Raw genomic sequence first — 17,308 nt, forward strand, 5'->3', positions numbered from 1 at the left:
TTATTTTTAGCTTACGAAAAGGAAAGTTAGATTAGTCCAAGTAATTGTGTTTGATTATAGAGAAAAAAGTAGTGATTCGTTATAATTTATATATTAAATTTAAGTGAGAAAATGAAAAGGGGAATTGGTTATGCAACAAATTAAAAAAATAGGAAACTCATTTTGGTATATGACACCTGTTTCTGAAACAGATAGACCTATCTTAGGAATGGTTGTTGGAAAAGAAAAAACTTTAATGATCGATGCAGGGAATTCAGAAGAACATGCACAATTATTTTTAGAAATGTTAAAAGAACAAAATGTATCGAATCCAGATTTCGTAGCACTAACCCATTGGCATTGGGATCATATTTTTGGATTGCCTGTACTACAAGATGCATTGTCTATGGCACATTCTGAAACGAAAAAAGAGATGAGTACACTTGTTTCTTATGAATGGACAGATGAAGCTTTGGACGCACGCGTAAAAGAGGGTACTGAAATTGCATTTTGTGCGGATTGCATCAAAAAAGAGTTTGAAGAAAAAGCGAGAAATATTAAAATCATTCCTCCAACTTTAACGTTCCAGGATCAAATTGAATTAGACCTTGGTGAAGTGACATGCGTGTTAAAACATGTGGGTGGAGATCATGCACATGATTCAGTTGTTATTTACGTGAAAGAAGAAAAGATATTATTTTTAGGAGACTGTATATATGCAGATATTTTTTCTTCGAAGTGGAACTATACGACGAAAAGAACGTTTAAATTGATAGATGAATTAGAGAAATTTGATGCTGAGACATATATTCTCTCTCATGGGGAAGCGATAAATCGAGAGGAGTTTTTACAAGAGATTCGTATGTTAAAAACAGTAGGAACTTATACAGAAGCTCATAAAGGTGATGAAGAGAAGATAAAGGCAGCGTATAAACAAGAACTAGATAGAGAATTAAATGAAGATGAGTTAGAAACAATAACTTATTTTGTCAATGGTTATGAAATGAATAATCAATAAGACACTACATTAATCCAATATAATTAAATTGCACAAAAAGAGTATTGAAATTTAATTCAATACTCTTTTCAATAGTTAAATATGTAGTTTCAACCAAATTCTAAATATAGGGGTTCATCGTCTGAAGTGATTTTATTCTATTTATTTTTCGTATAGATAGTGGTTCAAGTAGAAGCTTTCTTTGCTAATTCAGTAATATATTCAAAGAATACATCACGTTTTACATCATAAACGACATTTACAGGTCGTCCATCAGCAGTTTCCTCTGTACGCCCCTGGCTAGGTCCGTATGTATGAACGATACTATTAATTGTTTGAGTTTTTGCAAGGCTAGTGTTTCCAACAAGCGCGGTAGTTAGTACATCCCATAAATAGTAGGTAGAGTTCGTTGAGAAGTGAACGAGAGGGGGGACCATTGCATAGCATTGACCAAGGAAATCAACACCAATATACTTTCTCTCTTTTGCCCACTGTTCACGTATGTCTATAGTTAACGGAACTTGGTTTGTACTTTCTAGTGTCACTAAGTCGATTTTAATTTTTGCATCCCATACACGAGCTACTGCTTCAGGGTCCCAAAACGAATTCCACTCAGCTGTTCCATCGTGCTCTGGTTCATGTACATTGCCTGCTGTAAGAAATGTACCACCCATCCAAACGAGACGTTCAATTTTATCTTCAATTATGGGAGCTTCATATAATGCACGAGCAAGGTCAGTTAGGGGCCCGGTAAATAATAAAGTTGTTTTTCCTTCCGTTTGTAGAAGCGTTTCTATTAAATGGTGATGTGCAGGCTTTGCTGCTACAGGTGTTACAACTTTTCCAGCCTCATTTAAAATTGGTAAAGCATCTACATAAAATGCATGCATCCGCCAGTCTTTCGGAAACGGATTTTGCCCACGAGAGTTTGAAGCGGCTACTGCAATATTGCCTTCGCCGAAGCGATCAATAATTTTACGACTTGCAGACATTGCAGGTTCTAAATAGCAGTCTGCTGGGATAACAGATACACCGGTAAGTTCAACGTTTTCCATTTGAAGTAATAAAAATAATGAAATTAAATCATCTACGCCGCCATCATGATTGAAGTATACTTTTTTCTTCATTGTAATCTCCATCCTATATAATTTAGTTAGAAATTAAATATGAATTGAGGAAAAGTCATCAATAATTTCCACCACTTCAATTTCTCCATTAATCAGTAGCTCAGGAAGCTCATTTCTAATATTTCCTTTCCAATACTCTCTAGCTTGTTCGATTTTTTGAGAAAAAGGAATACCACCTTCTTTCGGTAAAAGATTCCCGTCACCTTCAAAAGAACTTCCGATTACTCGTAGTTTAACAATCTGTAAAACTTCTCGATTGTAAGAATCAAATAGCGCTTTCCATTTTAAAGCATCCTCATAGCTTTTAGCAGCGTATAAACAAGATAACCTGGAAGGGTATTCAGGGAATTCTTGTAGTCTAACCATTTCTACAATTGTTTCTCTAACTGCTCTAATTGTTTGATCCATATAACTCATAACTACTGTAGCATTTTCATTATTTATATGTAATTCGTTATTTTTATAGTGATTATTTAAAATTTGTATGCCATCTTCACCATTAGCATTTAATTGTTCTCTTTCAAAAAAGAAGTGATATAGAGTATTTTGTTGATTTTTGTTAAAAGGAATCATTTGTCCGATATGCATTTTTTTCCTTGTTACGATGTGATATGCGTAAAATTCTGCTTCATTCATGGTTATCCTCCTAGTAATAATGTAATGCAATGTTAAATTTAGTAATTCAACATTGAAATATATAAAACCTTTATAAGTAAAAGTGAGAATTTGAGTTGAAAGTAAAGAAAATACATGAAAACGTTTTAAATTTGTTCACAAAATGTTCACTTACGAAGGGGTTTCCAATGTCGATATAATGACAAAGACTCAAAGAGAGAGGATGATGAAATTTGCCAACAACAAGAAAGGAAAACTTCCAATTTGGCATGATGATGTGCTTTGGAATGGTTATCGTAATGACGTTTTACAATTTACTAATGAATGAAACAGGAGGATCAATTTATATTAAAGAGATTGCATTAGAACTATTAATTGGCTTTATTATTGCGCTATTAATTGAAATATGTATCGTTGGACCTTGTGCGAAAAAAATTGTATTCATGTTGCCATTTGATAAATCTAAGAAAATAAATATTATCGTTGCAATGGCGACAACTATGGTAATCGGAATGGTGTTCTTTATGTCATTTTTCGGTATGGCTATGATGCATTTACATGGTGGACTACAAGGAGATTCATTTGTTTCAATTTATTTTTCGATTTTTATTAAAAATTTCATAATGGCATATCCATTACAATTAATTATTATGGGACCGCTTGTACGTTTCTTATTTGCAAAGTTTGTTATGAAAAAGAAATCTTTTAATGTAGCGTAATTTTCATTTATAAAACATTATATATAAATAACGAAAAACACATCTCGCATTTTTGAGGTGTGTTTTTTTCATTCCAAGTTATTTTCATAGTGATGTGACATTTGTCCTTTTGCCATTATAGGATGATGGTTTTTAATTAAGTCAGAAATAAAGGATGAGGAGATGATTTTTTGAAAGGTATTCTATTTGCTGTTTTTGCGGGGATATTTATAACGCTTCAAGGAACCTTTAATGCGAAACTTAGTTCACATATCGGTATATGGTCGACGAGTATTATAACCCATTTAATTGGATTCATTATTGCAACAACTGTATTTTTGTTAAAGAAAGAAGAGAAAGTAACAGATTTAAAGAGTGTAAAAAAAGTATATTTAGTAGCGGGTGCATTTGGTGGATTCATTATTTGTGCAGAAACTATGGCGATATATTCACTAGGAGTTACATTGACAGCTGGCACACTAATGGTTGCTCAATTGTTAACGGCAACAGTTATTGAAATGAAAGGACTGTTTCATATAAAAAAGATACAGATGGAGAGATATCATATTGTGGGAACAATAGTAATGATTATAGGTATTGTTGTATTTAATATGTAAATGAAAGGAGAAATGCATATGGAGGATAGATCAGGTTTAATTACGCATTATTTGAAAACCAATAAAACGCTTGAGATTTTTTCAGAAATAGATACATCTTATTTTCAATTAAATCACTTTGAAAAAGGTGAGCTTATTTGCAATATAGATGACGAAATGAATCGTTTATATTTTGTTGTTAAAGGTAAAGTAAAAGTTTACACGATTACACCTGAAGGGAAGAAACTAATCCTTCGCTTTATCAATCCACTCGCAATTGTTGGTGATATTGAATTAATTCAAAATAGCAAAGCACATAATGTCGTTGAAGCTTGTTCAGATGTTGTAGCAATTTCCATTTCTAATACGGTTATTAGAAACAAGTTATTACATGATCCTATATTTATGAAGTTCTTACTTGAAAACATTGCGAACACGTTAAAAATATCGACTCGTTTTACTGCTCTTAATTTACTTTATCCTGTAGAAGTACGTGTAGCTAGTTATTTACTTTCAATTTCAACAGATAGTAACGGGAATATGTACAAAGGGGATTTGGATGCGACTTCGGTAACGAGTATTGCGGATTTTATAGGGGTAAGTTATAGGCACGTAATTCGGGTATTACAAAGATTTTATAATGAAAAATTAATTGAAAAGAGTAATGGAGTTATTGTAATTAAAGATTTTTCTAGAATGAAGGAAGTCGCTAAAGATAATATATATGAGCAATGAAAGGGAGAGGAAGATTTTGATTGGATTTAGTTTAGCTATATTAGCAGGAATATTAATTAGCTTACAATCTGTTTTTAATGCAAAAGTAAATGAAAATGTAGGACAGTGGTTAACAACTACATGTGTCCTTGGAATAGGTCTCATTAGTTCTATTCTATTTTATATCATTACAGAAAACAGTATTAACATTAAAGTGTATACTACAAATTATTTGTTTTATGTAAGTGGACTGTTTGGCATCGGGTTAATTATTTGTATAATGGGTGCAATAAAGAGCTTAGGTCCAGCATATACGGTGCTAATTAGTCTTATTACTCAATTGGTCGTTGCATTATGCATTGATACATTCGGATTATTTGGAATGGAGAGCATGCCATTACAAATAAATAAATTAGTTGGTATAGGTTTATTAATTGTGGGAGTAGGGATTTTTAAAAATCTATTTTCGAATAAGAAAGCTATTCATATAAGAAAGGATAGGGTTTAAAGAATTTAAAGGTAAAAGCTGTTAATGGTCAGAACATATACATTTAAATAGTAGTAAGTGATTCAATATATGTTGCAAGATGGTGTACATGATTTGAAAATCGATGAGATTCAACATTTTAGCTCCCACGTAAAGCGCATGCAAGATTTTATCCCGCATTAACGGGCAGTAAGACCCCCACCTGAAAATTCAGCGAAAGCAAAGAAGTTAGGTGGGGAGCGGGCTGCCCGTAAAAACCCGATTGGTGAGGGCTGATAATCAGTGGGGGATGAACAAAACCCCTACTGATTAAAGTTTCACTTTATAAAATTTTTCGGCTATCCAATAACAAAAGAGAATTCTAGAATCGCACAAGGATAGAGGTGTGTAAAAACGAATAGGTTTATAGAATGAAAAGGGCGATTCCTTGTGAGATTAAATTTTTGATTTTGAAGTAATTCAAAATCTTAGCCAGATGCCTATGTAGCGGTACCTCATAATAAAAAGGCAGGAACATATCAATTATGTTTCTGCCTTTGATTTTATTAAGATTAACATTTATGACCTAAGTATAAATGTATTGAGCTCTTCTTTATTTATTATTTTTTGAACCGTAAATGAACAAACTTCAACATTTTTATTAAGTTTACAATTCTCATCATTATACGCGTACTACCATCCCAATCTTTATTTGTAGCTATATCTTTAAAAAAAGGGGAACAGCTTAATACTTTTATTGTAGAGGACCATTTTTCTATTGATTTTGGATTGTTTACGTAAAAATACATCATAGCACCGTTATTACCGGATTTCTTTACAGTAGCATTCGAAAGATTCAGTGCGAACTTTGATTCAGCGTCAAAATATAATTCTCCTCCAGGGAAACGTTTTGACATAGCGACTACGATCTTTTTTAAATCTTCTTCTTTAAAGTAATAAAACACACCTGCTGATATAAAAAGAATTCCGTCGTTTGGATTATATTTTATATCGTCAAACCAAGAAGTATCAAAAAATGATTTAGCAATGCTAATGTTTCTAGGGGTATCTTCAATTAAAGTTTTGCGAAAAGAGATTGCATCAGGCAAATCAAGGTTGTACCAATGTATTGTACCGTTATCGATTCTTGAAAAAGTAGTGTCAAGTCCGGAACCGATGTTGACAATAGTAGCATTCGGGTGTTTTATTATAAATTGTTTTATCGTATCGTCAATTTTTCGTGCACGTGTAATGTATGTGATACATCCGTATTCGCCAAATGTATTTGCTATTGTTGAGAAGTCAAAATCACATTCTTTAATAATTCGAATAGCTTCTATATCATCTAAAATATCCTTATTTTTCTCACTGCCATATGCTCTTCCCCATAGTGGAATAAGCATTGTACCTTGTACAGATTGCAAATCTAATTCTTTAACCATGAAACATCCTCCGTTTAATAATAAACAATATATTTAGTCGTTATTTAACATTTTTGAGAGCATTGTATTTGTTTTATATAGTCCATAAGTTAAATCCCGCCTATCTTCTTCAGATAATTTTTCGAGGTTTACTGTGAAATTATTATATATTTGTTTCCATCTCTCATAATGTACTTTTTCAGCTTTTTCTGTCAGAGAGATTAATATAGCTCTTTTGTCTACCATATCTTTCTTTTTTATGATGTATCCGTTTTGTTCTAAGTTACGCACTGTTACACTTAATTGTTGTTTAGGGATATTTAAATAACTAGCAATCATTTTTAAGTTTACAGGCACCTTTTGCTGGGCGATATACTCTACTACGTGTTGTTCTAAATGTGTAAATTCTGAGGATTTCTCCGATAGTAATTTAAAAGTACCTGACATATTTAATAATAAATTCATGTATTCGTTTAATAATTCGTTTTGGTTCATTGTTTTTGATTCCTTTATGAGTTTAGTTATTATTTTATTACTAAATTCACTATAAATCAATTGAAATTACTATTTATAGTAAATTAACGTTTACTAATAACTGTTTTTTTGAATTTATGTGGACTGAATTATGAAGGTGCGAGAAGTGGTTTTAGGGAACGAGAATATAACCGAATATAAAATATTACTAAACATATATAACTAATGAATACAATGTCTTTTTCAGTTATTAAGTTGTAAATCATTTTATGATAAAATCTTTTACATAATTTAATAAAGGGGTAGTTTTCAATGGGTTATTTCTCAAATGGTTTATTAGTTTTGTTTGTGCTAATCGTATGCAGTTGTATATTTTTTGGTTGATAATATAATGAGAGTCTTATATAAAAGAAGTTATCTTAAGTGAGATAACTTCTTTTTATTTTATGTTGAGAAGGAATTCTATCTTTCTTATTGAAGTTTGTTCTAGTTATTTTTACATCGATCAGATTTGTGTAATGGGAATTTTATGAAATATAAACAAGCCAGAGAATAGGGAGTATTTACATGGAAAATAGTATACGCTACACAAGTGAACATCCTACAGATTTTAATGGATTATTATCCTTATACGAATCTTTAGAATGGAATTCTCTTAAATTAACGGTTAACGAGTTAGAACGAATGTGTACACAAAGTTGGTATGCAATATATGCATTTAAAGAGGAACAATTAATTGGGATGGGGCGTGTTATATCCGATGGAGTAATAACAGGCGTTATTTGTGGTGTATGTGTATTGCCAAAATATCAGTCCATTGGTATTGGGAAAGGAATAGTGGAACGATTAATCCAGCACTGTGAACAAAATAAGGTTATTCCACAACTTATGTGTGTAGAAAAATTGCAATCTTACTATGAATCTATAGGGTTTGAAGCATTCTCTATTGGGATGACAAAACATATTATAAGATAGAAGTGCTTTATCCCGCTATTTGCCGGGTAGTAAAACCCCACAGATTAAAGTTTCACTTTATATTTTCAGTTTACTCGTACATATTTTCAAACTTCAACATAAAGGAGAATGGCTATATGGAGATTGCTAAAGGGATAGAAATGTTACAACTTGAATTTCAAGAATTTGTTATTCATCCAATTCTTTTATGGGATGATGAAATGGCAGTATTAATAGATACGGGTTTCCCAGGGCAAATTGAAGATATACAAGTAGAGATGGAAAAGGTTGGGGTATCATTTGATAAGTTAAAAGTCGTGATTTTGACGCATCAGGATATTGATCATATAGGTAGTCTTCCAGAGTTGTTGCAGCGCTGTCGAAGTAATATTAAAGTTTATGCGCACGAACTAGATAAGCCATATATCGAGGGGGATTTACCTTTATTGAAGGACGGAAATATAGAGAACCGACCAAAAGGAAAAGTGAGTGATACTGTGATTGACGGGCAAGAACTTCCGTATTGCGGTGGAATACTAATTCTTCATACTTCAGGGCATACTCCGGGTCATATTAGTTTATATTTGAAACAAAGTAAAATTCTTATTGCAGGAGACTCTATGTATAGTGTGAATGGGATGTTAGGAGGAATTCATGCCCCAACAACCATAAATATTATGGAAGCACGACAGTCTTTGAAGAAGTATTTAAATCTAGATATTGAATCTGTAGTTTGTTACCATGGGGGATTAAGTAAGGGGAATATAAAGATTCAGCTTCAAAATTTGTAAAAGGTAAAGATAATAATTTTTTAATAATGGATGCTAAAGTGTAGTCTAATTGTTGATATATAAATAAAACACTTAAATGATAAAAAAGCATGTTTGAAAAAATTCAAACATGCTTTTTTATTAAAGGAAATCTATTTAATATGAATGACCTAGACCGTTCCAATAAAACGAAACAATTTCTTCTGCTAATTCATCTATATTTGCAAGAATAGGATTATGATTTTCATCTTCATCTTTAAAATTCCCAATTGATAATAAAGATACGAAAGCATGAGCCGCAAATTTAGCGTTTCCTTTCGGAATTTCTCCGATGTGCATCGCATTATCGAGTGCTTTTTCTAGTACTTCATACATATTATCTTCAGCATTTTTTAATTCTTTCAATTGTTCTTCAGATAACGACAGTTTTGCATCTTTCATAAAATTTTTCATATCAATATCCATCGTTGCGTGTAAGTAAACTTTAGCGAAGTCTAATAATCTTTCTTCTAACGTTTTGTTTGTAGAGAGTATTTGAGACATATTCTCACGTATACGTACCATCATTTCGATCATAGTAGCGGTAAATAAATCGGCTTTTGTTGAATAGTAATAGTAGACAGTTGCTTTCGTAACACCACAAACTTTTGCGACCTCATCCATAGAAACGACTTGATAATTTTGCATAAGAAATAAGCGGGTTGCCACTTCTAAAATGGTTTCTTTTGTAGATTTTGTATTTTTATTTTGACGCGGCCTTCCGAGAGGACGTTGTTTTTGTTCCAAATACATTCGCTCCTGACATTTATGATTGAGATAATTATAACATAATTTTCAATCATTCTTGATTAATTAACCGACCAGTATATATAATTAATAATGGAGGAAAAAAGGAAGGTGGGTTTTTATGAAAAAGCACCCGTTACATATGTTAGGGAGGCTTGTAGCAGGGAGAAATACACAATGGATCACTTTATCGGTGTGGGTTCTTATTACATTATTACTTTCATTTACGTTACCACAAGTGAACAGTATGAAAGAACCGAATCCGAAAAATTTACCTGAAACAGCTATGTCACAGCAAGCGGAAGCGCTTATGAAAAAAGAGTTTCCGAATAATGCAGGGAATCCGTTGTTAGTAGTATGGTATAGAGATGGTGGATTACAGTTACAGGATTATAAACTCATACAAGATGTTTATAAAGAGTTAAAAGCTAGTCCTTTAAAAGAACAATCAACGTTACCACCATTTGATACAATCCCAGAGCAAGTATTATCAAAAAGTGCATCAAAAGATGCTACATCATTTGTTACACCGGTATTCTTTAATAAATCTGCTGGTACAGATATATTAAAAGGAAATCTTGAAGAGTTTAGAAAAATAGTGAATAGTAAGGTGGATGAAGATCCATTTAAACAAAAAATAAGTGAATCTGGTTTACATGTTCGATTATCAGGACCTGTAGGTATTCAAACAGATGCAGTTAGTTTATTTAGTCAAGCAGATGTGAAATTGTTAGTGGCTACTGTATTATTAGTCTTGGTCTTATTAATTTTGCTTTACCGTTCGCCAATTTTAGCAATTTTACCTATACTTGTTGTTGGCTTTGCATACGGTATTATTAGTCCTACACTCGGTTTTTTAGCTGATCACGGATGGATTAAAGTAGATGCCCAAGCGATATCAATTATGACAGTATTATTGTTTGGCGCTGGAACGGACTATTGTCTATTTTTAATTTCGAGATATAGAGAGTACTTGTTAGAAGAAGAAAGTAAATATAAAGCATTACAACTTGCGATTAAAGCTTCTGGCGGTGCAATTATAATGAGTGCATTAACTGTTGTACTTGGATTAGGAACATTACTACTTGCTCATTATGGAGCCTTTCATCGATTTGCAGTACCATTTAGTGTTGCTGTATTTATAATGGGAATCGCGGCTTTAACAATTTTACCAGCACTATTATTAATTTTCGGTAGGATTGCATTTTTCCCGTTTATACCGAGAACAACTTCAATGAATGAGGAGTTTGCAAGAAAGAAAAAGAGAGCTGTAAAAGTTGAAAAATCAAAAGGCTCCTTTAGTAAAAAACTTGGAGATATTGTAGTACGAAGACCGTGGACAATAATTATGCTAACTGTATTTGTATTAGGCGGATTGGCTTCATTCGTACCACGTATTCAATACACATATGATTTACTAGAGTCGTTTCCAAAGGATATGCCTTCTCGTGAAGGGTTTACGTTAATTAGTGATCATTTCTCAGCTGGTGAACTAGCACCAGTAAAAGTTGTTGTTGATACGAAAGGAAACGAGCTTCCTATTAAACAAGAACTAGAGAAATTTTCTTTCGTAAATACAGTGAAAGAGCCAAAAGAGGGAAAAGAAAATAAGCAAATACAAATGTATGAAGTTTCTTTAGCGGAAAATCCATACTCAATTGAAGCGTTAGATCAAATTCCTAAATTGAAAAGTAGTGTAGAAAAAGTATTAAAAGATGCTGGGATTAGTAATGCTAAAGATCAATTATGGATTGGTGGGGAAACAGCTTCATTATATGATACAAAGCAAATTACGGAACGTGATGAATCAGTAATTATTCCAGTAATGATTAGCATTATCGCTTTACTATTACTTGTCTACTTACGATCGGTTGTTGCGATGATTTATTTAATTGTAACTGTCGTTTTATCATTCTTCTCAGCGTTAGGAGCAGGATGGATATTACTTCATTACGGTATGGGTGCGCCGGCCATTCAAGGTGCGATACCGTTGTACGCATTCGTATTTTTAGTTGCTTTAGGTGAAGATTATAATATCTTTATGGTTTCAGAAATATGGAAAAACAGAAAGACACAAAATCACTTGGATGCAGTAAAAAATGGTGTAATACAAACAGGTAGTGTTATTACATCGGCAGGTTTAATTTTAGCAGGAACTTTTGCAGTGTTAGGTACACTTCCAATTCAAGTATTAGTTCAATTTGGTATTGTAACTGCAATTGGCGTATTACTAGATACGTTTATCGTAAGACCGTTACTTGTACCCGCAATTACAGTAGTTTTAGGCCGATTTGCTTTTTGGCCAGGTAAACTTTCAAGAAAGAGTGAAGAAATACAAAAGGTGGATGCATAGTTAAAAAAGCCAAGGATATTTTCCTTGGCTTTTTTCAATTTAGTTAATTAATTTTTTGAAGTCAAATCATCAGCTGCAGCGTGATCAGCATCTTCAATTGTTGTTTCGGGCATTCCATATAAGCCGTTCATTGCTTGTTCTTCGATAGTAAGGTTTGCAGTATTATTATTTTGAATAGATGTAGTGTTTTCAGTAACATTTTCTTTTTTATTCATATTTTTGTTATTCATGTATGTATCCTCCAAATTTCATTTGATTTATCTATAGTATGTGGATGGATTTCCAGAAATATGTGAATTGATTCTTACATATGTTATATAATTAAATAAATAATTAGGGTGAAATGTACACTGTTAGGAGTGAACAATTATGGTGAAAGCAAGGGAATTAGCCTTCTAAAATAAAAAGAAAATTTTAGGAGGCTATTAGAATGAAGTTTCATGTAATTGATAGAGAAGATTGGAATAGAGAGCGGTATTTTGAGCATTATTTAAAGTTGAAATGTACATTTAGTATGACTGTGAATGTTGATATCACGATGTTATTAGAGGAAGTATATCAAAAGGGAATAAAATTTTATCCCGTTTTTATATATTTAATTTCTAGAATAGTAAATAATCATAAAAAATTTCGAACATGTTTTAACGATGAAGGAGTTTTAGGCTATTGGGAGGAAATGATACCGAGTTATACAATCTTTCATAAAGATGATAAGTCTTTTTCAAGTGTATGGACGGATTATTCAAGTGATTTCCGCACTTTCTATAAAAATTATGAAGACGATATGAGATGCTATGCTAGTGTTCATGGTCTTTTCACAAAAGAAAATATTCCGCCTAATGTATTTCCGATTTCTAGCATACCTTGGACTAGTTTTACTGAATTTAATCTTAATATTAATAATGATGAAAATTTTCTATTGCCAATTATAACTTGTGGGAAATATTTTAACGAAGGAAACAAGGTTATGCTACCAGTTTCATTGCAAGTACATCATTCGGTTTGTGATGGATATGATGCGAGTAAATTTATAGAAGATTTACAGCAGTTAAGTAATACTTGCAACGATTGGCTTAAGTAATATCTAATTTTTAATTATATAAAGTGAAACTTTAATCAGTCCTCACCAATCGGGCTTTTACGGGCAATTGATCCCCCACCTAACTTCTTTGCTTTCGCTGAATTTTGAGGTGGGGGTCTGTCTTACTGCCCGGCAAATAGCGGGATAAAATTGAAAATGAATAAAAGAAGAGAACATGTTTATATTACATGGTCTCTTTTTATTATTCATTAATACTAAGTAACTGTGGAAAATGTAGGGTGATTTGTAGTTTAATAGTAAAGAGAATGATTAGTGTTAATTTTCTTAGTTTTGAAAAAAATAAGGATATAAATGTTTTAATAGGGGGGGGAATAAAGTGAAATTCGTAAGCATTGAAAAAAATGAGGTCCTAATTGGGAATATGGCAAATTTGTATTGTAAAGTATTTGAGAAAACAAATTTCAATGAAATGATCAAGCGAATGAATAGGCATATAGAATATACAGGTTTTAAAGGTATAGTAGCAATAAATGATGAAAATGAAGTAGTTGGTTTTACTTATGGTTATCGCTCAATGGAGGGACAGTACTATAATCAATTAATGAGAGAAGCGTTACATCTAGAGCAAGTAGACGAATGGTTGCAAGATTGTTTTGAATTTGTAGAGTTAGCAGTTCACCCACAATATCAAAATAAAGGTCTTGGAACGAAATTACATAATGGATTACTAGAAGGGGTTTCAAATAGAACGAGTGTTTTAACAACACAAATAAACAATGAAAAAGCACATTCGTTATATGAAAGATTAGATTGGATAAATGTATTGGAGCCATTTCATCCAAGTAAAAATGATGTTCCATATGTAATAATGGGAAAAGCATTAAAAACAAAAGTGAATTGATAATTATGGCATTCACAAAAATTATTGGTTTGTAATAATGAAGGGGAAAACAACAATGATATCTATAGAAAAAGCTACAATTTTAGATGCTGAGAAATTAACAGAAATAATGAAAAGAACATTTGATGCAGAAGCAAAACAATGGCTATACGGCCAAGATGATGTCATGGATTATAACATTCAACCGCCAGGATATTCTTCAGTTGAAATGATGGAATATTCCATTGAAGAATTGGATTCTTTCAAAGTTGTAACGGATAAAGAAATAATCGGAGGGATAATAGTTACGATTTCTGGTAAGTCGTACGGTCGAATTGATCGTATTTTTGTAGATCCTGTTTATCAAGGTAAAGGAATTGGATCACATGTTATGAAATTAATAGAAAAGGAATATCCAAACATAAAGATTTGGGATCTCGAAACATCTAGTAGACAAATTAATAATCATCACTTTTATAAAAAGATGGGTTACCAAATGATTTTTGAGTCGGAAGATGAGTATTGTTACGTGAAAAGAATAAAAACAAGCTCAAACAAAGAGAGTGTAGTTACAAATAAAGATATGAAAAATAGTCAATACGAAAACTGTAATTTAGCAAATACAGAGTATTATCAAGTGAATTTAAAAAACAGTTCATTTGTTGGTAGCAATATAATGAATATGAATATGAGTAATTGTAATGTAAGTCAATCAAAGTTTAGAAATATAAATTTTAGATGGTCATCATATGCAGATTTAAATCTTTCTGGCAGTAAATTTAATTTGGTGACTTTAGGTGGAGTACAATTTAAAAATACAAGTCTCGGAGATGAGAAGGAACCTATTTTATTCAATAAATGTGATTTGGAAGGTAGTACCATAAGTGATAGTAATCTGAAAAATATTGAAATAAAAAATTGTGATATAGTCGGTATGAAACTAAATGGCATTCCGATTGAAAATTTGCTTAATTTATATAACAAGGTGAAAAGTTAACCATATCCATATAGTTGTTAATCTTTTTGGAAGTTAAGTATTATATCGAAATAATTATGTAAAAATGACACAAAGAAATACGGATGAGAAGGTCATTCATGATCGTTTCTAGAATACACCACAAATATATTGTTATTTATATGGAGGAGAGAAAGATGGGGATTAACGTTAGAGCGGTAGAAATACAAGATGCTAGAGCAATTCATCGTATATGTATACAAGATGACGTTTTACCGTATATGATTTTCTTACCTAGCATGCGTGTAGACGCTATGGAAAATAGAATTCGAAATTTAGCACCAAATCAATTTGAATTTGTTGCAGAATATGATAGAGAAGTTGTTGGGTTTGTAGGTTTAACACAAAGCCAGGGCCGAAGATCTCATTCAGGTGATTTATTCATTGGGGTAGACAGTGAATATCATAATAAAGGAATTGGGAAAGTACTTCTTACGAAGATGCTTGATCTGGCTGATAATTGGTTAATGTTAGAGAGAGTAGAACTAGGTGTGTTAGAAACGAATCCAAAAGCAAAAGCTTTATATGAAAAATTTGGATTTGTAGAAGAGGGAGTAAAGATAGGGAATTTGAAAGCTCATGGAAAGTTTATTAATGAAATTATGATGAGTCGTTTTAGACCGGATGGTTTAATTGTACATAATGAATAGTTAAAAGCATGACAGTATACTGTCATGCTTTTTTATTAGAACTTGGCTGTAATAAAAATAATACTAAACCAATAAAAATAACGGTAATTCCTAGTCCTTGTTGTAAAGAAATGGTCTCATGTAATATAAAGTACGCTAGTATACAAGTTCCAATTGTTTCTCCTAAAATACTCATTGAAATTACAGTAGCACTCATCCATTTTAATAACCAATTAAAAATGGTTTGTCCTAAAATTGTAGCAATGAAAGCTAATCCAATAAAGCACAACCAAGTTTGTGTAGAGTAATGGATGAAAGATTCTTGTTGCGTGAAAGCAAATATGCCAAGAAAGCCAGCACTACTTCCATAACTAATTACCGAATATGGTATAAGTGCTAAATCTTTACGAACGTGTTGGCTAATGAAAAAATAAGCAGTAATGATACCGGCAGCGATAAATGCTAAAATATCTCCATATAAAGCTTCTCCGCTAATTTGGAAATCTTGCCAGCCAATGATGATACTACCTGAAATAGCGATGAGGCAACCAATAACTGCTCCTTTCGTAAATCTCTCCTTAAATAAAAAATAACCACCAATCATTGAGAATAAAGGTTGTAGCGTTACGATAACTGTAGAGCTTGCTACAGAAGTATATTGTAATGATTCAAACCATAGTACATAATGTGCAGCTAAAAATAGCCCAGATATGAATCCGAATACCCATTGTTTTTTCGTTAAATTTTTTAGCTCATTTCGACTATTTTTATTAAATAGTAATAACGGTAACAGAATTAGTGTGGCAAAGAATAATCGGTAAAAAGCAATGATTGTCGCAGGAGCATCTGCCAATTTTACAAAAATAGCTGAAGTTGATAAGGCGAATACACCAAAAAATAAGATGCAATATGAAAGAATAGGTGATTTCAAAGTTTGTCCCTCCGATAGAATGTTTATTATAATAAACTTAATGCGATATAATGTACAAAGGTAAGTATATAAGTCCCGGAGATAATAGGGAAGGGTTATTTGCCTTTGTTTAGTATGTCAGCACAAAGACAACGAAACATGCATTATGATGGACGAAAGGAAGTTTTACTATGGTACATGATAGGCTTGGACAAACAGTATTAAGTTATCGTAAGAAAAATAATATGACAATTCGTGAATTCGCTGATTATGCAGGGATTAGTACGTCGTTAATTAGCCAAATTGAAAGAGGACATGCTAATCCTTCTTTAAATGTTTTGGAATTAATTGCAAAAGCATTAAATGTACCGCTGTTTACACTTTTTATTAACGATATTGATACAGATTCGCTCATTTCTAAGAAAAAAGATCGAAAAAAAGTATATCGGGAAAACAATAATCACATTGTATATGATGTATTAACACCTGATTTTATGAAAGCACGTATTGAAATGCTAATGATGGATTTAAATAAACAAGCAAACACAACAGAAAGCCATTATTCCCATGAAGATAAGGAAGAAATTGCTGTTGTTATGAAAGGGGAAGTGTATGTGGAATTGGAGGGAAAAGAATATTTTTTAGAAGAAGGCGATGTTGTACGTATTCCACCGAATGTGAAGCATCGATTTTTGAATAAAAGTGATGAATCGAATCACATTTTATTTGTACTGACACCATCTTTAGGATGAAAATATAGTGATTTTTATCCCGCATTAACGGGCAGTAAGACCTCCCTCGAAATTCAGTGAAAGCAAAGAAGTTAGGTGGGGGATTAACTGCCCGTAAATGCCCGATTGGTTCAACTAATAATCAGTGGGG

Annotated in this window: 20 protein-coding genes; 13 read left to right on the plus strand and 7 right to left on the minus strand. The window is 32.2% G+C overall.

Annotation, left to right across the window (positions count from 1 at the left end):
• The first annotated feature begins 130 nt into the window (after positions 1-130).
• Positions 131-997 carry an MBL fold metallo-hydrolase gene (locus RT27_RS29585; protein WP_016081697.1) on the plus strand — a complete coding sequence of 289 codons (867 nt, stop codon included), beginning with the start codon at positions 131-133 and terminating at the stop codon, positions 995-997.
• 164 nt (positions 998-1,161) lie between these two features.
• On the opposite strand, the gene RT27_RS29590 is transcribed toward RT27_RS29585, so the two are convergent.
• Together RT27_RS29590 and RT27_RS29595 are read right to left on the minus strand one after the other, a co-directional pair.
• A complete protein-coding gene (locus tag RT27_RS29590) occupies positions 1,162-2,115 on the minus strand; it encodes a nucleoside hydrolase (RefSeq protein WP_043938695.1) in 954 nt (317 codons plus the stop codon).
• A 21-nt stretch (positions 2,116-2,136) separates the two neighbouring features.
• Positions 2,137-2,739 (minus strand): DUF2441 domain-containing protein, encoded by a 603-nt coding sequence (locus tag RT27_RS29595; protein ID WP_043938696.1) that lies wholly within the window; start codon positions 2,737-2,739, stop codon positions 2,137-2,139.
• Positions 2,740-2,951: 212 nt separating this feature from the next.
• Between RT27_RS29595 and RT27_RS29600 the strand changes: the two genes are divergently transcribed.
• From RT27_RS29600 to RT27_RS29615, 4 genes are all read left to right on the plus strand, one after another.
• Entirely contained in the window at positions 2,952-3,437 is a 486-nt protein-coding gene (locus RT27_RS29600) for a hypothetical protein (protein ID WP_043938698.1), read from the plus strand.
• Between the two features lie 170 nt (positions 3,438-3,607).
• The gene (locus RT27_RS29605; RefSeq protein WP_016081693.1) at positions 3,608-4,033 is read left to right on the plus strand and encodes a DMT family transporter; all 426 of its coding nucleotides are present in this window, start codon (positions 3,608-3,610) and stop codon (positions 4,031-4,033) included.
• Between the two features lie 18 nt (positions 4,034-4,051).
• Positions 4,052-4,747, plus strand: coding sequence for a Crp/Fnr family transcriptional regulator (locus tag RT27_RS29610; RefSeq protein ID WP_029442267.1), 696 nt, complete (start codon positions 4,052-4,054; stop codon positions 4,745-4,747).
• Between the two features lie 16 nt (positions 4,748-4,763).
• Positions 4,764-5,234 (plus strand): DMT family transporter, encoded by a 471-nt coding sequence (locus RT27_RS29615; RefSeq protein WP_043938700.1) that lies wholly within the window; start codon positions 4,764-4,766, stop codon positions 5,232-5,234.
• Positions 5,235-5,812: 578 nt separating this feature from the next.
• On the opposite strand, the gene RT27_RS29620 is transcribed toward RT27_RS29615, so the two are convergent.
• Together RT27_RS29620 and RT27_RS29625 are read right to left on the minus strand one after the other, a co-directional pair.
• Positions 5,813-6,634 carry a class I SAM-dependent methyltransferase gene (locus RT27_RS29620; RefSeq protein WP_043938702.1) on the minus strand — a complete coding sequence of 274 codons (822 nt, stop codon included), beginning with the start codon at positions 6,632-6,634 and terminating at the stop codon, positions 5,813-5,815.
• 33 nt (positions 6,635-6,667) lie between these two features.
• A complete protein-coding gene (locus RT27_RS29625; RefSeq protein WP_001072998.1) occupies positions 6,668-7,108 on the minus strand; it encodes a winged helix DNA-binding protein in 441 nt (146 codons plus the stop codon).
• A 546-nt stretch (positions 7,109-7,654) separates the two neighbouring features.
• Between RT27_RS29625 and RT27_RS29630 the strand changes: the two genes are divergently transcribed.
• Together RT27_RS29630 and RT27_RS29635 are read left to right on the plus strand one after the other, a co-directional pair.
• On the plus strand, positions 7,655-8,062 hold the full coding sequence (locus tag RT27_RS29630) for a GNAT family N-acetyltransferase (RefSeq protein WP_043938704.1): 408 nt from the start codon (positions 7,655-7,657) through the stop codon (positions 8,060-8,062).
• Positions 8,063-8,178: 116 nt separating this feature from the next.
• Positions 8,179-8,832 carry an MBL fold metallo-hydrolase gene (locus RT27_RS29635; protein ID WP_029442269.1) on the plus strand — a complete coding sequence of 218 codons (654 nt, stop codon included), beginning with the start codon at positions 8,179-8,181 and terminating at the stop codon, positions 8,830-8,832.
• Positions 8,833-8,967: 135 nt separating this feature from the next.
• Here RT27_RS29635 and RT27_RS29640 read toward each other — a convergent pair whose 3' ends face one another.
• The gene (locus RT27_RS29640; RefSeq protein WP_043938706.1) at positions 8,968-9,597 is read right to left on the minus strand and encodes a TetR/AcrR family transcriptional regulator; all 630 of its coding nucleotides are present in this window, start codon (positions 9,595-9,597) and stop codon (positions 8,968-8,970) included.
• A 121-nt stretch (positions 9,598-9,718) separates the two neighbouring features.
• Between RT27_RS29640 and RT27_RS29645 the strand changes: the two genes are divergently transcribed.
• A complete protein-coding gene (locus tag RT27_RS29645; protein ID WP_043938708.1) occupies positions 9,719-11,950 on the plus strand; it encodes an MMPL family transporter in 2,232 nt (743 codons plus the stop codon).
• Positions 11,951-11,997: 47 nt separating this feature from the next.
• Here the strand turns inward: RT27_RS29645 and RT27_RS29650 are convergent, their stop codons facing one another.
• Positions 11,998-12,180 (minus strand): DUF4021 domain-containing protein, encoded by a 183-nt coding sequence (locus RT27_RS29650; protein WP_001060657.1) that lies wholly within the window; start codon positions 12,178-12,180, stop codon positions 11,998-12,000.
• Positions 12,181-12,380: 200 nt separating this feature from the next.
• Here RT27_RS29650 and catA point away from each other — a divergent pair, with 200 nt between their 5' ends.
• The 4 genes from catA to RT27_RS29670 all read left to right on the plus strand — a co-directional run bounded on the left by catA (position 12,381) and on the right by RT27_RS29670 (position 15,537).
• Positions 12,381-13,031 (plus strand): type A chloramphenicol O-acetyltransferase, encoded by a 651-nt coding sequence (gene catA / locus RT27_RS29655; protein WP_043938710.1) that lies wholly within the window; start codon positions 12,381-12,383, stop codon positions 13,029-13,031.
• A gap of 337 nt (positions 13,032-13,368) precedes the next feature.
• Positions 13,369-13,893 (plus strand): GNAT family N-acetyltransferase, encoded by a 525-nt coding sequence (locus RT27_RS29660; protein WP_043938712.1) that lies wholly within the window; start codon positions 13,369-13,371, stop codon positions 13,891-13,893.
• A 37-nt stretch (positions 13,894-13,930) separates the two neighbouring features.
• Positions 13,931-14,869: a GNAT family N-acetyltransferase gene (locus RT27_RS29665; protein ID WP_043938714.1), complete on the plus strand. Its 939-nt coding sequence runs from the start codon at positions 13,931-13,933 to the stop codon at positions 14,867-14,869.
• Positions 14,870-15,024: 155 nt separating this feature from the next.
• Positions 15,025-15,537 (plus strand): GNAT family N-acetyltransferase, encoded by a 513-nt coding sequence (locus RT27_RS29670; RefSeq protein WP_043938716.1) that lies wholly within the window; start codon positions 15,025-15,027, stop codon positions 15,535-15,537.
• A 22-nt stretch (positions 15,538-15,559) separates the two neighbouring features.
• Here RT27_RS29670 and RT27_RS29675 read toward each other — a convergent pair whose 3' ends face one another.
• Positions 15,560-16,447, minus strand: a complete 888-nt coding sequence (locus tag RT27_RS29675; RefSeq protein ID WP_043938717.1) for a DMT family transporter — start codon at positions 16,445-16,447, stop codon at positions 15,560-15,562.
• Positions 16,448-16,617: 170 nt separating this feature from the next.
• Here RT27_RS29675 and RT27_RS29680 point away from each other — a divergent pair, with 170 nt between their 5' ends.
• Positions 16,618-17,178 (plus strand): XRE family transcriptional regulator, encoded by a 561-nt coding sequence (locus RT27_RS29680; protein WP_043938719.1) that lies wholly within the window; start codon positions 16,618-16,620, stop codon positions 17,176-17,178.
• The last annotated feature ends 130 nt before the right edge of the window (positions 17,179-17,308 follow it).

The organism is Bacillus sp. L_1B0_5 (assembly GCF_000836715.1).
Taxonomy (GTDB): Bacteria; Bacillota; Bacilli; order Bacillales; family Bacillaceae_G; genus Bacillus_A; species Bacillus_A thuringiensis_S.